General features: G+C 43.7%; 19 protein-coding genes. 10 read left to right on the forward strand and 9 right to left on the reverse strand.

Features of this window, described 5'->3' with window-relative positions:
• Positions 1 to 34 precede the first annotated feature (34 nt).
• Positions 35 to 2,299 (forward strand): glycoside hydrolase family 2 protein, encoded by a 2,265-nt coding sequence (locus tag D5281_RS15680; protein ID WP_160561051.1) that lies wholly within the window; start codon positions 35 to 37, stop codon positions 2,297 to 2,299.
• Positions 2,300 to 2,503: 204 nt separating this feature from the next.
• Here D5281_RS15680 and D5281_RS15685 read toward each other — a convergent pair whose 3' ends face one another.
• The 8 genes from D5281_RS15685 to D5281_RS15720 all read right to left on the reverse strand — a co-directional run bounded on the left by D5281_RS15685 (position 2,504) and on the right by D5281_RS15720 (position 10,357).
• On the reverse strand, positions 2,504 to 2,983 hold the full coding sequence (locus tag D5281_RS15685) for a helix-turn-helix domain-containing protein (RefSeq protein WP_160561052.1): 480 nt from the start codon (positions 2,981 to 2,983) through the stop codon (positions 2,504 to 2,506).
• A 564-nt stretch (positions 2,984 to 3,547) separates the two neighbouring features.
• Entirely contained in the window at positions 3,548 to 4,741 is a 1,194-nt protein-coding gene (locus D5281_RS15690; RefSeq protein WP_160561053.1) for a tyrosine-type recombinase/integrase, read from the reverse strand.
• A 75-nt stretch (positions 4,742 to 4,816) separates the two neighbouring features.
• A complete protein-coding gene (locus D5281_RS15695; protein ID WP_160561054.1) occupies positions 4,817 to 5,020 on the reverse strand; it encodes an excisionase in 204 nt (67 codons plus the stop codon).
• Complete coding sequence (locus tag D5281_RS15700; protein ID WP_160561055.1) at positions 5,007 to 6,236, reverse strand: Rep family protein; 1,230 nt, start codon at positions 6,234 to 6,236, stop codon at positions 5,007 to 5,009. Before D5281_RS15700 ends, D5281_RS15695 begins: the two co-directional genes overlap by 14 nt.
• 166 nt (positions 6,237 to 6,402) lie before the next feature.
• The gene (locus D5281_RS15705) at positions 6,403 to 7,788 is read right to left on the reverse strand and encodes an FtsK/SpoIIIE domain-containing protein (RefSeq protein ID WP_160561056.1); all 1,386 of its coding nucleotides are present in this window, start codon (positions 7,786 to 7,788) and stop codon (positions 6,403 to 6,405) included.
• Positions 7,785 to 8,138 carry a hypothetical protein gene (locus D5281_RS15710; protein ID WP_160561057.1) on the reverse strand — a complete coding sequence of 118 codons (354 nt, stop codon included), beginning with the start codon at positions 8,136 to 8,138 and terminating at the stop codon, positions 7,785 to 7,787. Before D5281_RS15710 ends, D5281_RS15705 begins: the two co-directional genes overlap by 4 nt.
• Before the next feature lie 213 nt (positions 8,139 to 8,351).
• The gene (locus D5281_RS15715; RefSeq protein WP_160561058.1) at positions 8,352 to 8,657 is read right to left on the reverse strand and encodes a helix-turn-helix domain-containing protein; all 306 of its coding nucleotides are present in this window, start codon (positions 8,655 to 8,657) and stop codon (positions 8,352 to 8,354) included.
• A gap of 947 nt (positions 8,658 to 9,604) precedes the next feature.
• Positions 9,605 to 10,357 (reverse strand): hypothetical protein, encoded by a 753-nt coding sequence (locus tag D5281_RS15720; RefSeq protein ID WP_160561059.1) that lies wholly within the window; start codon positions 10,355 to 10,357, stop codon positions 9,605 to 9,607.
• A gap of 135 nt (positions 10,358 to 10,492) precedes the next feature.
• On the opposite strand from D5281_RS15720, the gene D5281_RS15725 reads away from it, so the two are divergent.
• From D5281_RS15725 to D5281_RS15740, 4 genes are all read left to right on the forward strand, one after another.
• Positions 10,493 to 10,720: a helix-turn-helix domain-containing protein gene (locus D5281_RS15725; protein WP_160561060.1), complete on the forward strand. Its 228-nt coding sequence runs from the start codon at positions 10,493 to 10,495 to the stop codon at positions 10,718 to 10,720.
• 323 nt (positions 10,721 to 11,043) lie between these two features.
• Positions 11,044 to 12,435 (forward strand): MFS transporter, encoded by a 1,392-nt coding sequence (locus tag D5281_RS15730; RefSeq protein WP_160561061.1) that lies wholly within the window; start codon positions 11,044 to 11,046, stop codon positions 12,433 to 12,435.
• Between the two features lie 198 nt (positions 12,436 to 12,633).
• Positions 12,634 to 12,813, forward strand: a complete 180-nt coding sequence (locus D5281_RS15735; protein WP_277935398.1) for a hypothetical protein — start codon at positions 12,634 to 12,636, stop codon at positions 12,811 to 12,813.
• Positions 12,814 to 12,880: 67 nt separating this feature from the next.
• A complete protein-coding gene (locus D5281_RS15740; RefSeq protein WP_160561062.1) occupies positions 12,881 to 13,105 on the forward strand; it encodes a type II toxin-antitoxin system HicB family antitoxin in 225 nt (74 codons plus the stop codon).
• A 249-nt stretch (positions 13,106 to 13,354) separates the two neighbouring features.
• Here the strand turns inward: D5281_RS15740 and D5281_RS15745 are convergent, their stop codons facing one another.
• Positions 13,355 to 14,554, reverse strand: coding sequence for a coenzyme F420-0:L-glutamate ligase (locus D5281_RS15745; protein WP_160561063.1), 1,200 nt, complete (start codon positions 14,552 to 14,554; stop codon positions 13,355 to 13,357).
• A gap of 384 nt (positions 14,555 to 14,938) precedes the next feature.
• Between D5281_RS15745 and vanG the strand changes: the two genes are divergently transcribed.
• The 5 genes from vanG to D5281_RS15770 all read left to right on the forward strand — a co-directional run bounded on the left by vanG (position 14,939) and on the right by D5281_RS15770 (position 20,910).
• On the forward strand, positions 14,939 to 16,006 hold the full coding sequence (gene vanG, locus D5281_RS15750) for a D-alanine--D-serine ligase VanG (protein WP_160561064.1): 1,068 nt from the start codon (positions 14,939 to 14,941) through the stop codon (positions 16,004 to 16,006).
• Positions 16,007 to 16,133: 127 nt separating this feature from the next.
• Entirely contained in the window at positions 16,134 to 16,907 is a 774-nt protein-coding gene (locus tag D5281_RS15755) for a M15 family metallopeptidase (RefSeq protein ID WP_160561065.1), read from the forward strand.
• 21 nt (positions 16,908 to 16,928) lie between these two features.
• Positions 16,929 to 19,163: a serine racemase VanT catalytic subunit gene (gene vanT, locus D5281_RS15760; RefSeq protein WP_277935399.1), complete on the forward strand. Its 2,235-nt coding sequence runs from the start codon at positions 16,929 to 16,931 to the stop codon at positions 19,161 to 19,163.
• 626 nt (positions 19,164 to 19,789) lie between these two features.
• On the forward strand, positions 19,790 to 19,972 hold the full coding sequence (locus tag D5281_RS15765) for a hypothetical protein (RefSeq protein WP_160561066.1): 183 nt from the start codon (positions 19,790 to 19,792) through the stop codon (positions 19,970 to 19,972).
• A complete protein-coding gene (locus D5281_RS15770; protein WP_160561067.1) occupies positions 19,969 to 20,910 on the forward strand; it encodes a tyrosine-type recombinase/integrase in 942 nt (313 codons plus the stop codon). Before D5281_RS15765 ends, D5281_RS15770 begins: the two co-directional genes overlap by 4 nt.
• Positions 20,911 to 20,971: the final 61 nt, after the last annotated feature.

Here is a 20,971-nt window from a genome sequence, read left to right on the forward strand (position 1 = left end):
ATATATGGTCAAAAAATGATGAAGGAGGAAGTAAATGCGTAACTTGATTCACTTAAACCAGGATTGGCGGTTTATCCAAAAGGATGTAGGTTTGCCGGACCATCTGCCTGCAGATTGGCGTAAAGTTGATTTGCCCCACACCTGGAATGAGATAGACGGGCATGACGGAAACGGGAGCTATGACCGGGGAAGGTATTGGTATGCCAAAAGCTTTAAGACGCCTGTGCAGCCTCTTGGAAAAGGCAGGGTGTATGTGGAGATTTTAGCGGCCGGTCAACAGGCAACCGTGTATGTGAACGGCAGGGAGGCGGTTTACCATGAAGGGGGTTATTCCATTTTCCGTGCCGATATCACTGATTTATGTAAAGAGAAGGAAGAAAATCTGTTGGTGGTTGCATGCAGCAATGCGTATAAGGACAGCGTGTATCCTCAATCGGCGGACTTTACTTTTTATGGCGGGCTATACAGGGGAGTAAATTTGATTAGCGTGCCCGATGCACACTTTGATTTGGACTATTATGGAGGTTTGGGCTTTCAGGTAACGCCCAGGGTATGTGAGTGCGGAGCCGCAGCTTTTGAGATGGAGGCATGGGTAAAAAATGCGGATGAGAATTTTACCGTTATGTATTCCATTCAGGATGCCCTGGGCAGAGAGGTTGCAGGCGCCGTCCGCCCGGCGCAAGATACCAGGGTCACGGTTTATGTGCCGGATGCCATTAAATGGGATATGGACCATCCTTATCTGTATACGGTAACGGCCCTCTTGCAGCGCCGGAACGAGGCTTATGACGAGGTATCTGTGAGAACAGGGGTGAGAAGTTTTTCCTGCGATCCGGACAAGGGCTTTATCATAAATGGCGTTGAGACGCCGCTGCGGGGCGTAAGCCGTCATCAGGACAGATTGTATGTGGGAAATGCCTTAAGCAGACAGGAACATTATGAGGATGCCGAAATAATAAAGGAGCTTGGGGCAAATACCATCCGCCTGGCACATTACCAGCATTCCCAGGACTTTTATGACGCCTGTGATGAACTGGGATTTGCAGTTTGGGCTGAAATTCCTTTTATCAGCGTGTTTAACACCGACCTGGCAGCCCATGAGAACTGTATCAGCCAGATGAAGGAGCTGATTATCCAGAACTATAATCATCCTTCTATTATGTTTTGGGGGATATCCAATGAAATTTTGATTGGTGGCATTTCGGATAAGCTGGTGGAAAACCATGTGGAACTGAATGCTCTTTGTAAAAAACTTGACCCAAGCCGTCTGACCACCATAGCCCACGTATCTATGACGCCTGCCAACAGCCCTATGCATGGGATTACGGATATAGAAAGCTATAACCATTACTTTGGATGGTATGGGGGAAGAATGGAGGATAACGGTCCGTGGCTGGACGAATTCCACCGCACTCACCCGGAAATCTGCCTTGGACTTTCTGAGTATGGATGCGAGGGCATTGTCACTTACCATGGCCCTAATCCTGCCTGCAAAGATTACAGCGAAGAATACCAGGCCCTGTATCATGAGCATATGGCAAAGGTTTTGGAGGAGCGCCCATGGATTTGGTCAAGCCATGTTTGGAATATGTTCGATTTCGGCTGTGCGGCCCGGGATGAAGGCGGCGTATCGGGGCGCAACAACAAAGGCCTGGTTACCATGGACCGCAAGACCAAAAAGGACAGCTACTTTATTTACAAAGCATACTGGAACAAAGAACCTATGGTTCATATTTGCGGCAGACGTTATGCCCAGCGGGCCGGTGAACGCACAAAGATTCGCGTATATTCCAACCAGCCTGCCGTAACGCTGTACCTGAATGGGAAAAAGGTAGAAGAAAAATCGGCGGATAAAGTATTTGTGTTTACGGTGGCGTTGGAGGATGGCTTTAATACAATCGTAGCAGCCACCGGAAATTTAAAAGATACCATTGTCCTGCAAAAGGTTGAAAAAGAGCCTTCCATCTATGTGCTGCCTGAGGTAAATGAGAGAGCGGAGGGAGTTGCCAACTGGTTCAAGCTTACGGGAGATATGGATTTAAAGGCGCCTATGGAATTTCCGGAAGGAAAATACAGCGTGAAAGATACCATGGAGGAGATTGCAAAATGCCCGCAGGCAATGGAAGTTGTAGCAGAGGCAATTAAGCTTACCATGAATATGAAGGTAACGCCTGGAGAGGGTATGTGGGATATGCTGAAAGCGATGACGATGGAAACAGCGATTTCTATGGCAGGTTCTCTTGCTCCGGAAGGGTTCCTGGAAAGCCTGAACGCAAAATTGATTCGATTTGATAAATAATAATATGATATGTAGCACTTCAATATATAAGACTTGCCTTGTATAAGGTATTCAAAGTTTTGTGAATATTTTAAGGGAGTACAGTTCAAAGATGCAGGTGTAACAGATTTCACCGCGCATGTTTGAGCTGTACTTTGAACTATACTATATCGGGAAAACAAAGCAAGCTATTTGCACAAGAAATTTGAGCAGGCGGTACCTGTCCTATATTTTCCCGTCAACTGCCTGTAAATTTATCATAGCAACAATTTGGTTCTGCATATCTTCAACGGTTTCAATTCTAATCCTGCCAATATTGTTTCTTACTAGTTCAAAATCTATCTGGGGAAACATTCTTTCACAAAATCTATTTGTTTCGGGAGATGCGCCCATTAAAGCGATTACAAGAGAATCAGCGTCAAAATGCCGCAGCGCTTCTTTCAGTTCCTTTTCAGAGATGGCAGAAATCTGCTCAAAATCAGATATCCGCAGCGGCTTTATTTTAGGCTCTAATATTTCATTTATGGAGACGTCATATAATTTTGAAATTTTCAGCAGAACCCCTAAGTCAGGGATGGCTGTTCCGGTTTCCCATTTAGAAACTGCCTGCCTTGATAGATCTAATTTTTTTGCCAAATCATCTTGCGTGTAATTGTGGATTTTGCGCAGAAACTGTAAGTATTTCGATATCATGTTTAGATTCATAAAAATCCCCCATTCTTGCCAGTGATCCATAAATTTGCGCATTCTAGAAATATTGGTAACTTTCAGGCGGCGTTTTTGACGCCTTAAAGTTTCTTAATGCTTTTCGCATACTACTTTTCTTAATGTAATTATACGGTATATGGAAAAAAGAATAAAGAAATTGATAAGCGCTAAAAGGCAAATGGCAATTGCATTGGTTTATTTTTACAGGTCAGGAATGCCCGAGGGCTGCGTGTTAGGCAAGAATATGATTCAGGTGGTGTGTATTTTCTTACTATTTTTTCCTGCAAATGAATAAAAAAGTAGTTTATAGAAGATTGGATGTTTACAAGTATTGGCAGGATGGGGCTATCATATGATAATAAAATTTTGCGTATAATAATTTTGCTATAAAATTATGGGTAAAATTTGATTATCTCTTTAGAAATTCTTATATGTCGGTATAGCCTGCATTTTCAGGCTTTTCCGGCATTTCAGATATGGGGAGAAGTTCACATATACCCTCAAATCCTTTCAGGTTTTCCCTCCCAAACGTAGTAAAAAAAGTAGTAAACTGGTTTGTGCCTATGCTCCCATCAACCTTTCCATTTCAGCCTTTGCGGAACCGAATGTTACGTGTGCGTAATAATTTAGCGTCATGGTGATGTTAGAGTGCCCCATGATATATTGTAACGCTTTCGGGTTCATCCCGGCATTGGCTAAGTTGGTGCAGAACGTATGCCGTAAGGTGTGCGGGGTCATTACCTTTGGCAAGGCTTCCCCATGGCTATTGTTGTACTTCTTTACAAGCCCCCGGAACATACTGTCATAGCTGGTTGCCGTTTTAGGGTAGCCGTCCCTTCCCCGGAAAAGGAAATTGCTGTAACCGTCAATAGTGGTCGTTTTCGCTCCCCTTTGGTTATCCAATACACGCACAAACGCTTCATACACTTTTCCACTCATTGGGATTTTTCTGATACCGTTCTGGGTTTTGGGCTTTTCTATGTAGTAGCCTGTTTCCGCACTCCGTAAAAGCTGGTGGTCTACACTGATTATCTGTTTTTCAAGGTCAATGTCGGCTTCCGTCAGCCCGCAGAGTTCGGAAACCCTAAGCCCCGTTCCAAGCAGTATGGCAACCTCATCATAGTATTTCCGGTAGATGCTGTCACCCTGCATAAAGGATAAAAGGCTTTCTTCCTGTTCTGCCGTGAGGGGGACTTTTGGCTCCGTGTCGTCCTCAATCACGGTGTTCAGCTGGAAGTCAAAAGGGTTCTTCCTGATGCAGTCGTCCTGTATTGCCGTATAAAATGCGGCTTTTAAGGAACGCTTGTCGTTGCTTATGGTCTTATAGGACAATCCCTTTTCTTTCATGCGCAAAGCCCATTCTTTTGCATCGGAGGGCTTCACGCTGTCAATGGGGCAGGAACCAAGTTTGTCCGCTTCCAACAGCTTCATAAGCCGTTCACGTCCCTTTGTGGTATTATGCCTAACATTTCCCCTGTGGCGGTTCTGCTTTGCGTAAAGCTCGCAGACCGTCATTTTCTTTCCGGCTGTGTCTATCCCGTCGTCAAGGTCTTTCCGTATCTCTTTTTCCTGTTCCCGGAGGGATAAGCCGCTACGCTTTCCGGAAGGTGTCCTGTCCGTAGGTACTAACTTCCATGCATAGACAAACCGCACTTTACCAAAAGTATCAGTATATTTGTAAGCGTATCTCCCGTCTTTCCTCTGGCTCTCTCCTGTATTTAAAATCCTTCCCTTGGAATCCCTTCTTTTTTCCATTTTTTTCTCCTTCCTGATAAGGAAAGAGCCCTGATATGACTGTATCTATTATATCATACCCGGGCTCTTTCTGCATCATATTGTGCTTGTTTCATCAAGTAAATTTTCAAATTGTCTCCGCTTAATCTGCATGCGGTTCCCGTTCTTGAGCACCCAGCCTGCCGTGGGATTTTCCTCTGCAAATTTGCGCAGCTTGTTTTCCCCGATACGGAAATATTTTGATGCTTCCTCAATGGTAAGCGTGTACTTTTCCCAGATGGGAACATCAGTCCTGTTCATTATCTTCCTCCTTTCCTACAGAAGCAGGGCTGCCCGTCTCCCCGCATGGAACCTTACGGAACATGGATTCAAACAGGTCTTGGGGATTGCTGGCAGGGCAGTCCTTTTCCCGGTGTTTCGTGGAATAGTGGTTTTTCTTTTCGGCATTCTCCACAATCCGGTATTTCTTTGCGTCCCTGTCATATTCGACCGCACGGATATGATCTTCATCCATTTTAATGGTCAGTGTAATTCTCCGCAGTAGCTGTTCCAGACTGTCAACGGAATCTTCGGGAGAATCGGTGAATAACTGACAGTAGATTTCTTCCGGGTCATATGGGGATGTAATAAGTATCAGGTCACAGACAAGGGGCTTGTCGCTGTATCTGGACGGAGCCATGACCTGACAGCCGAAAGGGTCTAGGATTCGCAACAAATCCGGGTATTTCATCATGCCAGCCCGGAACTCGTCAATGATTATGGTATGCTCGCCGGAATAATTCTGGAAGATATCCCGGCTACTTCCTGTAATGAAGTAAGGCTGGTCTGTTTTTTCGGCATATTCTCTGGCTAGGCTTGTCTTTCCTGTCCCTGATTTTCCACTGATCCATATAACTTTTATCTGTTTTCCACTCTTTTTCATTTCTTCCCGCCATTCAGCCGCCTGAAATTGCAGGCGCTTGCTCCATACGTCTTCAATCTGGCGTTTCATTCTCCCGTACTGACTGCCGCACAACCGTTTTTCTAATTCTTCTTTGGAGATTTCTCCTTTATAGAGAGAATCGAGCAGGATTCTGCTGTCTGTCGTCTGTCTGCTCCGTTCCACTTCTTCCGTGATTCTTCGCATATCTTCCAGATAATTAAAGTTTGCTGTGACTTCTTCCGGTGAATACTGGTGCTTATCGCTGGAATCTCTTGTTCTGTGGATAAGATATGAATAGCCATTTCCTGATTGCCTTTTCCACATCTGCATGTACTGTGGCTCGTCCCCAAGTGCTTTGGCAATGCTGTTGATGGAACGGGCATTTTCAAAGGACAGCATCACATGTACGTGGTCTTTTACGGGCTCTCCCTGTTCATTTACATCTTTGTCATGCACAATCAGTGCATATTTCCTCGGCGACGTCTTTTCAATTAGTGCTGTTAAGTTCTCAACGGTTTTAGCCGGGAGGTGTTCTAACTGTTGTGTGTACATCATGTTTTTGCATCTGACACGGCAGTTTTCGCTATCGTCCATTTGTTGTCACTCCTTTCCTTGGTTTTGCTGTGTTTCTGGATATTTCTGGCACTCTGACACTTTGGTTTTCTGGCGGTATAACAAGCCCACCGCCAGAAAACATTAGCTTTTAAATGAAACTGACACTGACACCACGATTCCGGCAAGCCGGAATCGTGGATGCTTTTCATTCATCCGGGGCGTAGTATTCGGTCATAAGCCTTCCCAATTCCGCATAAACTTCAAATTCCATGTTGGGAAAATGGAGACAACCCGGCGTATCGTGTACGCCATCCGTGGAGGAAAACCAACAATCACCGGCTCCATAAGTACGCCCCACATTCAACGCCTTTAACCGTTCACTGTTCCAAATCAGCCGGGCTTCTTCCACCGTAGGCTTGAACAGGATTTTGGTAGTCATGGCGGATTTCAACATGGATGGCAGTCCCCCTTCTTCCACAGATGCCTCTGCAATGGAAATGATAACAAAACACCCAGCCGAAGCACCCATGGTTATGATGCGTTTCAGCGAACCTTCAAAACTGGTAAGGTTGTATCCCCCGTCCCCCTTGGCTGGCTTCGGGAAAAGGCTCTTCAATGCCACGTATTCATCAATGAACAAAAAGCTGGGATTCATATCTGCATCCCACCATTTGACAGCATTCCCTGTTTCCTCTGAAAGCCTGTTCAATACTTCCTGCCGGGTCTTCATCGTGGCTTCAAACTCCTTCATCTTCTCCATGATTGGTTCAGCTCCCCCGTTGGAATTTACCGTCACAGCATGGGGAATCCTTGACAGTTCCGCTTGTTTCGGGTCAATGATTATAACATTGGAACCATGTCTGTCGCGCCAAAACTGTAAGACCGCGAGCAGGATTGCAATGATTCCCGTAGTCTTCCCGCTCCTTGTCTTCCCGGCAACAAGGATACTGCCGGAGGTTTTCAAGTCAATAAAGGTTTCCGTGTCAATCGGGATTTTCGTCTTGTCTGGCGATTTCAGCCCCTCCACGGAATCCACCGTCAGGCTTTTATCAATCATCACGTCCTCAATCCGGTAAGTCACGCTGTTAAAAGCTTCGTCCGCTTCACTGCTGACAGCCGCATACTGTTTGTACTTCCCGCTTATGGAAGAGGATATGACCGGCGCAATCTTCAATAAATTCTCCACTGTACATGAAACGGCTTTAATTGAGAGTTCAAATGTTGTCCTGTTGATTTTCCGGCACTTGACAGGCGGGAGCAGTTCTCCTTCCCGGAAGCCCAGCGGGTTCCCGTATCTTGGGTCAAACAGCCTCCTTCTTACAAAACGTTCTATATACTTTCCTTCACCTCCCGTGACATACTGGGGATATGATGCTACGAATAGGACAGCCGCTGTCACCATGGATATATCAGAGAATTTTCCGATAAGCGGATTCAGACCAAATACGTCCGGCTGGTTAAAATAAACCAGCAATTTAAAAAAAATTGTGCAAAAGAGGAAAAGTCCCCCTGCCGCAAGAACGCAAGCGGCAGGGGAGATGTACCTCCCTCCCTTCCTATAATGTTTAATAATGCCATACCCTCCTTTCAATTACTTTTCTGGATAGTCCGGATGTCATCAGCTGTTACTGATAACTGGTTACGGTAGTCACCGTACACAACGGCGACCGCATTGACCGGCATAACCCAAGAACCAACCGGAATGCTTGCAGCTTTGCGTATCTTGAAGGTTATCTTTTCGAATGCGTTTGTGACGTGTTCCCCTTCTTTCTGCTTATAAGGAGTATTATCCTTCGCAATAAGGGCTTCGACCTTGACTCCCATATGAGCCTTGGTTTCATAATCCTTCCATTCGCTTGTGCCAATGGTCTGATACACTTTGCCTTTGGAAAATTCCTCAAAGTCAAATTTTAAAAACTGGTTTAATTTCTTTAATGCCATTTCTTTTGTCTCCCTTCTAAATTGAATTTGTGTTAGGTTATATGTTACTACCGGGCAGTTTTACGTCATGTCCGGGACGTGGGACACCATAACATCCATTGGGACACCTCCTTTCAAAAGTGGCTGTTTTTATCTGTTATGAATACTTTAAATCCGGGAATGGTCAGCCATTTGACCATTCCCCAATTTTACTAATTTTTTTTTTACAGGGCGTCAGTGTTCCGCTTTTTCGATAATTTCATGGAGCCTGCATCCCAGCACATCTGCAACCATCTTAGCCGTTATCAGGTCGATATGGTGGCTACGTCCGCTCACATACCCTTTATAGGTGGAAAGGCTGATGCCTGCTTTTTCTGCCACATAGCCCTGCGTATAGATACTGTAATTTTTCCGGCGTTCTTTCCGTTGCTCTTCCAAGGCTTTGATTACCGCTTCTGCGAAAAGCTCCCTTGCGATACGCTCCATCTCGCGTTTCGCACGTCTGGTTTCCTGTTCTGGTTCTTTTTTCCGATTAGACATATGAATTTCTTCATATGATGCGCATCACGATTCCTTTCTTTTTTTTATTTGATATCCGGATGTCATTTTTTTTCCGCATTTGCAACTGCGGGTGTTGGTGGTCGTTGCCACCGATACCATCATCCCATACGCAAAGGTCACTCAACTGACTGTTCCACTATTTTTACGTATCTTTTTCATTCTTCCAGCGGGACTATTGCGGCAAGGGATGGTTTATAAAAATTTTATAAAATTTTAAGAATAATTTAACTAAAAAACTCTTAACTAAAAGACGATATATTTGGAAGGGAAGAGAGAAGTGAGATAAAAGTTTTTTAATTTCAAAGGAAAAAAGGGGAACGGGGACAAATCCCCGTGTTTTTGCTTGCGTATGCAAGCAAAAAATATATAATTTAAAAAAATAAGTAATAATAATGTTTGGTATCTGGTGGAATGATAAAAGAAATATAAAAAGAGAGTGGGCGTGAACCGCCCTTTTTCTATTTTGGAGAAGTCAAAAAAAGAAGGAACCTTCCTTCATTTATTCCATAATGATATTGTGAATTTAACTGCAATAAGGAAGGAAAGCATCATAAAACAGAGGGCTTGCTGTATGGGGGTTTTATAATTTTTAGGCAATGGCTCTTAATAGCCGTACCAGTCAGCCGCACTAGGTTCGCTACGATTTTTTGTCTGTCAGTTACGAAAACCGGCAGGCAGGACAGACAAAAAATCTACCTCTCCAAGTGCTTTGTGACAGCCTGGACGCCAGGCGAATTATTAACAGGGAAATATGGGCGGGTGCAACATAAACTTTTACGGCTATCCGGCAAGGCAGTGTTGCTCCCAAAATACATTTTATGGGAGGGCAGGCTGATAAATTTTTCTATAGTGTTCAATCCGCATATGCAAATGAAAAAAGGGAATTACCTGCATTGGTACAGGCAATTCCCTTTAAAATTATTCTGTTATTTTGTTTCTGTTTCTGCTTCTGTTTCTGCTACGGGAACCGTAGAGATGGCAAGTACACCGTTCATTTTGATGCCGCTTACGCCAAGTGTGGTGGAAAGATAGGTTGCGTCACCTGTACGAACTTCCATGGTAATGGTGGTTGTGTCAACTGTAGCGGGATAAGTCACATTCAGGTACCATAACCCATCATCACCTTTCTCCAGTGTTACTGCACTGTATGATACCTCGTTGCCATCTTCATCCTTTGCAACAAAAGACACTTTACGGTCTCCCATATGATAAATATTGAAAATTGAGCGTGTCGGGTCTTTTGTGATACGGAATTTCTGTCCGCCTGTCACCTGCACATTGAAAGCGTTCGGGTCTTTTGCTGTGCTGGGGGCAGAAACGGTGGAACCGCCATTGCCGGAAGCAGTATTGCTGGATGCGCTGTTACTGGAAGAACCGCCGCTATAGGATTCATTAGCAGAAGAACTGGAAGAACCAGTGTCGGCAGGCTGGGCGGGTTCTGTGTATTCGGGCTGGCTGGGTTCTTCATAAGAAGGCTCACTGGGCTCTTCGTAGGTTTCATCGGAACCCGAACCGCTTGAATCATAGTCATTCCAATCCCATTCTTCTCGTTGTGTATCATCAGTAGGACCACTTGAATCGAATCCAAATGCATGGCTTGTGATGGTTGCAGAAGGGGAAGCCACAAAAAGACCTACGGCAAAAGTTGTTGCAAGTACCTTAAAAATATTTTTCTTCATAAGTTATGTACCTCCATGTTAAATTATTTTGTTTTTAAGTATCAATAGATTAATATTCATTTTAGGTCAATTTCACCCTAATGTCAATAGGTCAATGTGCCATATTGAATGCAAAACATATATGGAGAGATTATCATGTCAAGATTAAAAGAACTTCGTAAACTTAAGGGTTATACCCAACTTAAAATGCAACACCTAACCGGAATTGACCAAAGTGACTATTCAAAAATTGAAAATGGCAAGCGATATTATACTTTTGAACAGTGTAAACGAATAGCGATTGCATTGGATACGAGCATGGATTATTTGGCAGAGTTGACTGATATAAAAACTCCATACCCACGTAATAAAAATAAACAATAAACTGAAAATGATACTTGAAAAAGACTGCCCCTGAATAGAGAGCAGTCTTTTGTCTTTTTATTGGTTTGTTACCAAATATTGAATTTTCTTTCAGACCTACAGTAAAATGAATATTGTATGTTGGTCTTTGGGCTTGCAGGGTTTCGGGTGTCATATCAAGGCTCTTTCCATCAAAAGTAGTAATTTGGTAGTAAATTCAGCTTGAAATCCTGCTTATATGCCCGTAAATCAAGGTTTTTTTGAGATAATCAACATTTTAGGAGAAAAATTTATGTCTGCGCCCCAATTTGCGGGCTGTTGGCAAGAATAGGGGATTCATATGCATGGAAAATAGTAATAGTCCTGCTGGGCCCTTTGGCATGAAAGATAAACTGGGATATATGTTTGGGGACTTCGGTAATGATTTTACCTTTATTTTATCCTCCTCCTTTATGCTGAAGTTTTACACAGATATTATGGGGATTTCCGCGGGCGTGGTAGGCTTGTTGATGATGGCAGCCCGCTTTGTGGATGCTGTTACGGACGTAACTATGGGACAGATTGTTGACCGTTCCAGGCCCACAAAGGACGGGAAATTTAAGCCCTGGATAAAGAGAATGTGCGGGCCGGTTGCCATTACTTCGTTTCTGATTTATCAGTCGGGATTTGCAAATATGGCCTATGGGTTTAAAGTCTTCTGGATGGTAATAACCTATATCCTATGGGGTTCTATTTTTTATACATCTATTAATATACCTTATGGCTCCATGGCGTCTGCAATTTCCGCAGACCCTAAGGACCGGGCGGAGCTCTCCACATGGCGAACCATTGGGGCAACTCTTGCAGGTCTTGTGATTGGTGTTGGGACGCCTATGGCAGCTTATGAAGTAGTGGACGGAAACACAGTTTTATCCGGCCCCCGTATGACAATCATTGCCGGCGTGTTTTCTTTGGGCGCGATTGTCTGCTACCTGCTTTGCTTTCATCTGGTGAGGGAACGGGTTGTGGTTGAAGCGAACAACCGGAAACTGGAGGTGGGCAATCTTTTAAAGAGCCTTGTGATGAACCGTTCTTTGCTTGGTATCATTGCCGCCGCAATTTTGCTATTGCTTGGTATGCTTGGCATGCAGGGCATGTCAGGTTATGTATATCCCAACTATTATGGATCGGCTCCGGCACAGTCTGCCTCTGCGCTTGTTGGAAACGTTGTGATGCTGGTCATCTGTGCGCCTCTGGCATCTAAGCTGTCAGCTAAGTTTGGTAAGAAAGAATTGTCCATGGTATCCTGTGCATTCGGCGCGGGAGTTTATCTGGTCTGCCTGGTGGTCAATCCGCAAAATCCCTATGTATATGTGGGATTTTATTCATTGGCTTATGTGGGGCTTGGCTTTTTTAATACTGTGATTTGGGCGATGATCACAGACGTTATAGACGATGCCGAGGTGAGAAACGGCGTCCGAGAGGATGGTACGATATATTCGGTATATTCCTTTGCCCGGAAACTTGGCCAGGCACTATCCTCCGGCCTGATTGGTGCGGTGCTTAGCATGATTGGATATACGCCGGATACAGCATTTGACCCTGTGGTCACAAAGGGTATTTTTAATCTGTCCTGCATCATTCCAGCAATGGGATTAGGCGCTGTGGCGTTGGCACTTTTCTTCCTTTATCCGCTGAATAAAAAACGTGTGGAAGAAAATGTGGCGATATTGGAAAGACGCCGCAGGAAGGCATAAGAAGATTTAGACAAGTCAGATGTAAAGACGGATCTTTTAATAGTTCCTAAGATGGTAAGGGGCGATTTTGCGTGGCGAAACATGAGATGTCGCCCCGAACGAAACTATGGGTAGTCCCAGGCCGTGAAACGTAACAGGAATTGATTGAAAGATTGTAGAATTTTGATATAATGATATCGTACAAAGGAGTAAAGCTAAGTGGCGAATAATACATATGATATGGTAATGGGCGGAAAAAGTGATAATAATATCCGCTTTGTTGATTCTAGAAATACGATTCTTTCATATGGATTCCGAGAAAGAATCCGGGGAGACCATTATATTTATAAACGTGACGATATAGATAGAAAGAGTAAACATTCAGCCAAGTGGAAATAAAGCAAAAGCATATCAGGTTAAACAAGTAAGGATGCTATTTGAAAAATATGGATTGTAGGAGGTCTTTATGTCTAAATATTCTATGGTTATGTCATGGTCTGAAGAAGACCAGGCCTATATTGTGTCGGTTCCTGAATTGCCTGGATGTATGGCAGACGGAAAAACACCAACTGAGGCAGTAGAGAATGTAGAGATAATTATACAGGAATGGATTGAAACAGCTTTAGAAGATGGAGAAAAAATACCGGAACCGCGTTTGTTTAGCGATAGGGAAATGCTAAAGCAAAGTTGATTAAAGAAAAAACAGGGAACATAATTTTTGAATATGGGGAACGCCGGTATCGAAAGTTATTTGTAATAATGATTTATACTGTTGGCACAGGCGTAGGGGAACAACTGAACAATGTAATAAAAATGAGGGAAAAACTTTAGGTTTTTCCCTCATTGATTAAGATTAAGCTGTCCCACCAAATGTGACCGCATCTGTTGATTCCCGCGGCAGTTTACAATTTTAGTGATAAAGAATCAGCTGTGAAAATATTTACTTGGTATAGTTATCGAAATAACCCTGCACCAGGATAATAGGCGTTCCTTTGTCGCCGCTGCCGCTGGTCAAATCGCACAATGAGCCAATCAAGTCAGTGAGCCTTCTGGGGGTAGTGCCCTGGGTTACCATGGTGCCTACCAGGCTGGCCGCCTTCTCATCCTTTTCCCGGATGTAAGCAGAAATCGCATCCTTTAGGGCATCGCCGGATAAATCGGCAAAGTCATTGTCTGCCAAATATTTCAGCTTCACTTCATTGGGAGTTCCTTCAAGGCCTTTGGTATATGCCGGAGAAACCACCGGGTCCGCAAGTTCCCATATTTTTCCCACAGGGTCTTTGAAAGCACCATCGCCGTAAATCATAACCTCAATCTGCTTTCCTGTTTTTTCAATCAGGCTCCTTTGGATGCGCTCTACCATTTCCTGGCAGTGAATCGGGAACAGCTTAACGCTTTCCTCGGTTGCCTTGTTAGAGCCGAGCAGACCAAATCTGTCATTGTAGCCGCTGCCATCCACGCTTTTTGTAAGGATTTCATCAAGGGTGTAAACCTTTTGGGCACCATTTTTTAACAAGGTGTTTTTCGTTCTGAAGCGGGTGTGGATATCGCAGGTCAGGACGGATTTGGTATAAGAGAGGATCGCCTTGGGCTGGTTTGCAAAGATAATTTGAACCTCCGCCCCTGCATCCTGTATCAATTGTTTGTAGTATTCCACATAATCTATGCCGGTGAAAACATGTTTTTTGTAACCGAACAGTTCCCTGTATTTTTCTTCCGTGAGCACGTCCGTCCAGGGATTTACACCCTTTTCGTCCATGTCTTCCTCGTCAATCAGGTGATTGCCTACCTCATCGGACGGATAGCTGAGCATCAGCACAACCTTTTTAAGACCCTTAGCAATGCCTTTTAAGCAGATAGCGAAACGGTTACGGCTTAAAATAGGGAATAATATACCTACCGTATCATCGCCAAATTTCTCGTGTACATCCTTTGCGATCTGGTCAATTCCTGCATAATTTCCCTGGGCCCGTGCCACAACAGCCTCTGTTACGGCTACCACATCTTTATCATGCAAAGCAAAGCCCTCGCTTTTTGCAGCCGCCAGCACAGAATCCACAACAATTGCCGCAAGATCGTCTCCCTGCCGGATAATCGGCGCTCTAACCCCTCTGGATACAGTTCCTACCAATCGTTCCATTTCTTTCCTCCATTCATTCCGAAGCGTAACCTTCAAGGCATGCAGACAAAAAGCCGAAAAGTTTCCTTATCTGCCTGCTTTACATAGATACCTTCTCTATTTGGGCTGTCAAAACAAACCTCTTATATTATAAAGGCTGCTATATGGTTCATCAAGTAAAAATTAACATATCTAAATATTTTTTAGCTTTTTTTAAGGATTTTCCTAATAAATTCTCAAATAATCCTAAAGGGAAAGTGAAAAAATAAAACAAATTTGATTGTTACAATTTGTTTACAATGTACTGTGAAAGGCTAGGCGATAGGACTGGCATCGGCACGCAATGTAAGGTTAATTCTTAACGGTTCCTTACTGGATACAAAAAACAGGGAAAGGAAAAGGAAAATGGAAAAAATAAATGTTGCAGTAATTTTTGGAGGCTGTTCATCTGAATATAAGGTATCTTTAGAATCAGCCTGCGGGGTGATTCTGAATCTGAACAGGGACAAGTATGAGCCGGTATTGATTGGCATCACCAGGGAGGGGGAATGGTTTTATTTTACCGGAGATGTGGATGAGATAAAAAATGATACATGGTTTACCGGCAAAAATTGCATGAGGGCGATCCTATCCCCGGACAGAAAGGCCCACAAACTTTTGGTTTTTCATAAAGAGGACGGTGTGGACACCGTACCAGTGGATGTGGCATTTCCTGTATTACATGGGAAATGGGGAGAGGATGGAACGGTTCAGGGGCTGATTGAGCTTGCAGGGATTCCCCTTGCCGGCTGCGGCGTTTTATCTTCAGCCCTTTGTATGGATAAAGACCGGGCTCATAAGCTTGTGGAGGCGGCAGGCGTATGTGTCCCAAAGGCGCGTGTGTTTGGGATGCAGGCCAAAATCACAGAGGGCGGCAGGGAGATAAAAGATTTTGCAAAAGAAACAGGATATCCTCTTTTTGTCAAACCGGTAAAAGCAGGGTCTTCCTTTGGGGTAACGAAGGTGGGGGAGGCGGCCTGCCTTAAAGAGGCTGTGGAGCTTGCCTTTTTGTACGATGACCAGATAATTGTGGAGGAAAATATAGACGGATTTGAGGTTGGATGCGCTGTGCTGGGAAAGGAAACTCTGACGGTAGGGGAGGTGGATGAAATCGAGCTTTCCGGAGGCTTCTTTGACTTTACCGAAAAATATACCTTAAAGACTTCCGCAATACATGTGCCGGCAAGAATCAGCGCACAAAAGGCTAAGGAGTTAAAGGAGACGGCAAAGGTTATTTACAGAACCCTTGGATGCGCCGGGTTTGCAAGAGTGGATATGTTTTTGACACCGGAGGGAAAGATTGTATTTAACGAAGTCAACACCATTCCGGGATTTACGGAACACAGCCGCTATCCGGGGATGATGAAGGCGGCCGGGTATTCTTTTGGAGAAATTCTGGAAAAAATCATCACATTGGCATTGGAGGGTATTTAAAAATACCATGCATACTTTTGGCTGGAGCTATGATATGTTTTCAGTTAGAGGCATAACAATTTGGTATGGGCTCTGCTTTGTAAAGAGGCATTGCAGGCTGTGCTTGTGATATGGGGGAGGTATCGGCATGGAGAAAGTTATTTTGCAGAGGGAAAACATTTATACAGGGAGTCTGGTTCTGGTAAACCGTGCTTATAGATGGGCAGCGGGCAGCGGAGAGGATTTGGAACCGGTTCAAAGCGGAGAGTGCGATATCCTGATGCAGCGTATGGCGGTCAAACTTTTAACCAGGCTCATGGGGAAAATAAACGGCTGGCAAAGAATCGTTCCGGTCAGCGGCTGGCGGTCAGGAAAAGAGCAGAGAGAAATTTGGGATCATTCACTTGCGGAAAGTGGCAGGGAGTTTACGGAAAAGTACGTTGCTTACCCTGGCCACAGTGAGCACCAGACAGGTCTTGCCATTGACCTTGGCTTAAAACAGGAAAATATTGACTTTATACGCCCGGATTTTCCTTATGAAGGAATCTGCCAGACGTTCCGGCAAAAAGCGGTTCAATATGGCTTTGTGGAGAGATATCCTTCGGGAAAAGAAGAAATCACGGGAATCGGGCATGAACCTTGGCACTTTCGTTATGTGGGCATTCCCCACGCTATGATTATGGAGCAGGAGAATTTAGCCCTTGAAGAATACATTTCTTTTGTCAAAAAGTATCCCCATGGACAGAAGGTTTATAGCTTTAACAAAAATGGAATGCGGGCTTTCATTTCTTATTTAGAGGCGGAGCAGGGGCAAACCACCGTGCTTGAAATGGAGGAGGATTATCCCTATACGGTCTCAGGTAACAATGTGGACGGATTTATCCTTACTCAGTATGAGACAATGAGAACTATTTTAGATTGAATATGAGGGAGAGAAGAAAATTTGAATACGAATCAAACTTACGGAGGGCTTGACAGATTCAGGGTGATTGCGGCTTTTATGGTGGTGGCCATTCATACATCGCCCCTTTTATCTTACAGCGCGGACGCGGACTTTTTACTGACAAGGGTTTTGTGCCGGGTTGCGGTTCCCTTCTTTTTTATGGTGACAGGGTATTTTGTGGCGGGCGATTTTTTTATACGCCGGGATGGGGCTTTCAAAAAATTTTTAAGATATATAAAAAAGACGGCTGTTTTGTACGGCAGCGCTATCTTGCTTTATCTGCCTGTAGGTATTTATGCGGGCCACTATAAGGAATTAAACATAAGCTCAGTAATCAGAATGCTGCTATTTGATGGAACCTTTTATCATTTGTGGTATTTCCCCGCCTGTATGATCGGTGTGGCGCTGGTGTATTTGATGAGTATATCCGGAATAAAAATACAGGTATGGATGGTGGTATCGGGAGCGCTTTACCTAATCGGGCTTTTAGGGGATAGTTACTTTGGCTGCATAAAAGAAGGTTCCGTTTTGTACCACATTTATATGCAAGGCTTTCAGATTTTTTCCTATACAAGAAACGGACTGTTCATGGCACCAATCTTCTTAATTTTGGGGATTAAAATTTTTTTAGGGAATAAATTTTATTCAGAAAGTAAAGTTTCTTTCGAAAACAAAAATGCTTTAAAGACAAAGAAACTTTCAGGGGCTGGAATGGAAAGTGGAAAAAGCACCCAGGATTCCTTAAATTTGTTGGCGAATTGTATAGGACTTACGGTTTTTGGATTGTTGATGGTGGCAGAAGCATTTACCCTGCGGCATTTTGGAGTGCAAAGGCATGACAGTATGTACATTATGCTGATACCAACTGCAATCTTTCTCATGAAGGCGCTTTTAGCATGGCAGGGTAGGTCTTCTAAATTCTTAAGAAATACGGCAATGTGGATTTATATACTGCATCCCGTCATGATTGTAGTGGTGAGGGGAGCGGCCAGGGCTTTGCATTTAACCGGAATTTTGGTGGATAACAGCCTTGGGCATTATCTTGCGGTGAGTTGTTTTTCCACGATTGCAGCCGTGGTCCTTTCTCAATGGACGGAGCGTAAAAAAAAAGAGGATTTTAAATGCGGGAGAGCGTGGATTGAGCTGAGCAGAAGCGCCCTGCGGCAAAATGTAACGGCTCTGCAAAAGAGAGTGCCGGATGCATGTAAGCTGATGCCTGCCCTTAAGGCGGATGCCTATGGACATGGAGCGGTTCTGATCGCAAGGGAATTAGCCGATATGGGTGTGGACGCTTTTTGCGTTGCCAGCGTGGAGGAAGGGATAGAGCTGCGCAGACATGGGATAAAAGGTGAAATTCTAATTTTGGGTTATACCCACCCTGACTTGTTTCCCTTACTTTTTAGGTATCGCCTGTCACAGACCGTGGTTGACTTTCCTTATGCGGTGCTTTTGAACCGCTATGGCAAAAAAATACATGTGCACATTGGAGTGGACACCGGAATGCATCGTTTAGGGGAGCGCAGTGAAAATGTGGACAGGCTGTACAATATCTGCCGGATGAAAAATCTGATTGTGGACGGTATGTATACCCACCTTTGCGCCGATGATACCCTAAAAAAGCGGGAAATGGAATTTACGGATTTGCAGGCGAAGGTTTTTTATAAGCTTATTAAGGAATTAGAGGAAAGAGGCTGTCCGCGGCCTAAAATCCATTTACAGTCAAGCTACGGAATCTTTCATTACCCGGAGCTTGCGGAGGATTATGTACGGGTGGGTATTGCGCTGTACGGTGTTTTGAGCACCGGGGAAGATACGGAGAAATATAAAGATATATTGAAACCGGTTTTATCTTTGAAGGCAAGAATTACATCGGTAAGAAACTTGTATGCAGGTGAAAGCGCAGGGTATGGTCTGGAATTTCAGGCAAAAAAGGATATGAAGATCGCCGCGCTTTCAATCGGATATGGGGACGGCTATCCACGGGGGCTTTCCGGGGGCGAAAGCGCAGTTTTAATTGAGGGCCGCAGGGCTCCTGTGATTGGGCGCATCTGTATGGACCAGACCATTGTGGATGTAAGCGGCATTCCGGGGGTGAAAGCAGGGGATGTGGCGGTGCTGATTGGGAAAAGCGGTGAGGAGGAAATTTCAGTCTGCCATCTGGCAAAGGAGACGGGGACGATTACAAATGAGATTTTAAGCAGAATGGGTGCGAGACTTGAAAGAATTGTGGTGTAAAGAACGGCGCGAAATAATGTTTTCCGCGTGTTTTTTACTTTTTGGAAAATAAAGGCGGCAGTTTTCAGGCTGCTAATTCATATAAAAGATCTGAAACTCTATGAAACATGTAGAGCTCAGGTCTTTTTTATATCAGCGCGGTGTGTGAATCATAGGCGCCTGTTTTTTGACTTGACAAATCAATTTGCAGCGCATGACAATCTGTAATTATCCCAATCAATATGCATAAATGAGAAGGAACACATGAACGATATTTTGTTGTTTACTGTCCGAATTTGTCTTATTATAGTGCAGAATATACCTAATGTAGGAGAGAAAAGCATTGCAGACGAAAAATAAAAAAACATTTCATAAAATTATATATTTTACGAAATGCAAAAAGAAAGAAATAATTGCAAATAAATGTAAATATTACAAAAACGCTAAAGAAACTATACTACAAACCACTAAAAAAATCAACTATGTATTTTATTTTTACATTTTTTATCTTTATTTCAAATAAATCCACTTATTTTTTCGAAATATTAAAGGCTTGGATTGCTGCTGATGGTATATTTATCTGAAACTATTGTTCTTAAATTTTTTTTAGACCGTCAAAATTCTGGTCAAAAAGAAAGGAGTCAGTCATGTCAAGAAGAGGAGCTAATATTTATAAGAGAAAGGATGGCCGCTGGGAAGGCCGTATTGTAATAGAAAGAAGCAAAAACGGTATACGCAGCTATCGTTCTGTCTACGGAAGAAATTATAATGAAGTGAAGGAAAAGCTGGAGCTTTTCAGAAAACCCACAAAGTGGAAGGGGAGCCTGTGAAAGGCAGCCTTGCGGATGTGATAGATATGTGGCTTAAGGAAAAGGGACCTTCATGGAAAAAAACCACTTATACGGTTTACTGCCAGACAATAGATAAGTATATTATCCCCAGAATTGGAGATGTGAAAGCAAATCAGATAGATACCAAGAGGTTAGAGGCATTTGTAGAAAGCATCCGGGAGGATACGGACGGAGCCATGCTTTCTGACCGGTATTTAAGAAGTATATGCGCAATTGTCCTGCGTGCCCTTAGATATGTAAAAAAGAAATACCACTACGCCATAGAAATTCCAGAGAACCTGATTATGCCGGCCAGGAGGACACAGGTGATGCTTCCCGGACAGCAGGATATGGGCGTTTTAGAAAAATATCTTTTGGAAAATGCAGGGGATGATACCTGTCTTGGGGTTTTGATTGTTTTTTATACGGGCATTCGAATTGGGGAAGCCTGTGCTCTGACCTGGGGAGATGTGAATCTTGAGGAGGGCGTTATTTATGTTCGAAAAAACATGCAGAGGGTAAAAACATCTGAAGGGAAGAAAAGCAGTACCGAAGTTCTATTGCAAACACCGAAGACATGCACTTCATTTAGAATTATTCCTATTCCACCGGTGCTTTTTCCACTTTTACAACAGTATAAGCAGGAAGATGCTAAGTATATCATTAAGGGGAGGAAAAAAAGCTGGGTAGAGCCGAGGACCCTGCAGTACCGATTTGCAAAAATATTGAATGAATGTCAGATTAAGAGCTTTAACTTTCATATGCTCCGGCATGCTTTTGCTACCAGATGCATTGACAAAGGGTTTGATGCCAAAAGCCTCAGTGAGATTTTAGGACACAGCAGTGTGCAGGTCACATTAAATTTGTATGTTCATTCCAGCTTGGAGCATAAGAAGGAACTGATGGAAAAATTTGATATATGCTGTTATGGGAGTTAGAACTTGCATTTGTATTATAGATAATAAATATGTGTAATAAAGGGAATATTTGCTTACTACC

It is taken from the genome of Parablautia muri, from assembly GCF_009917485.1.
Lineage (GTDB): Bacteria > Bacillota > Clostridia > Lachnospirales > Lachnospiraceae > Suilimivivens > Suilimivivens muri.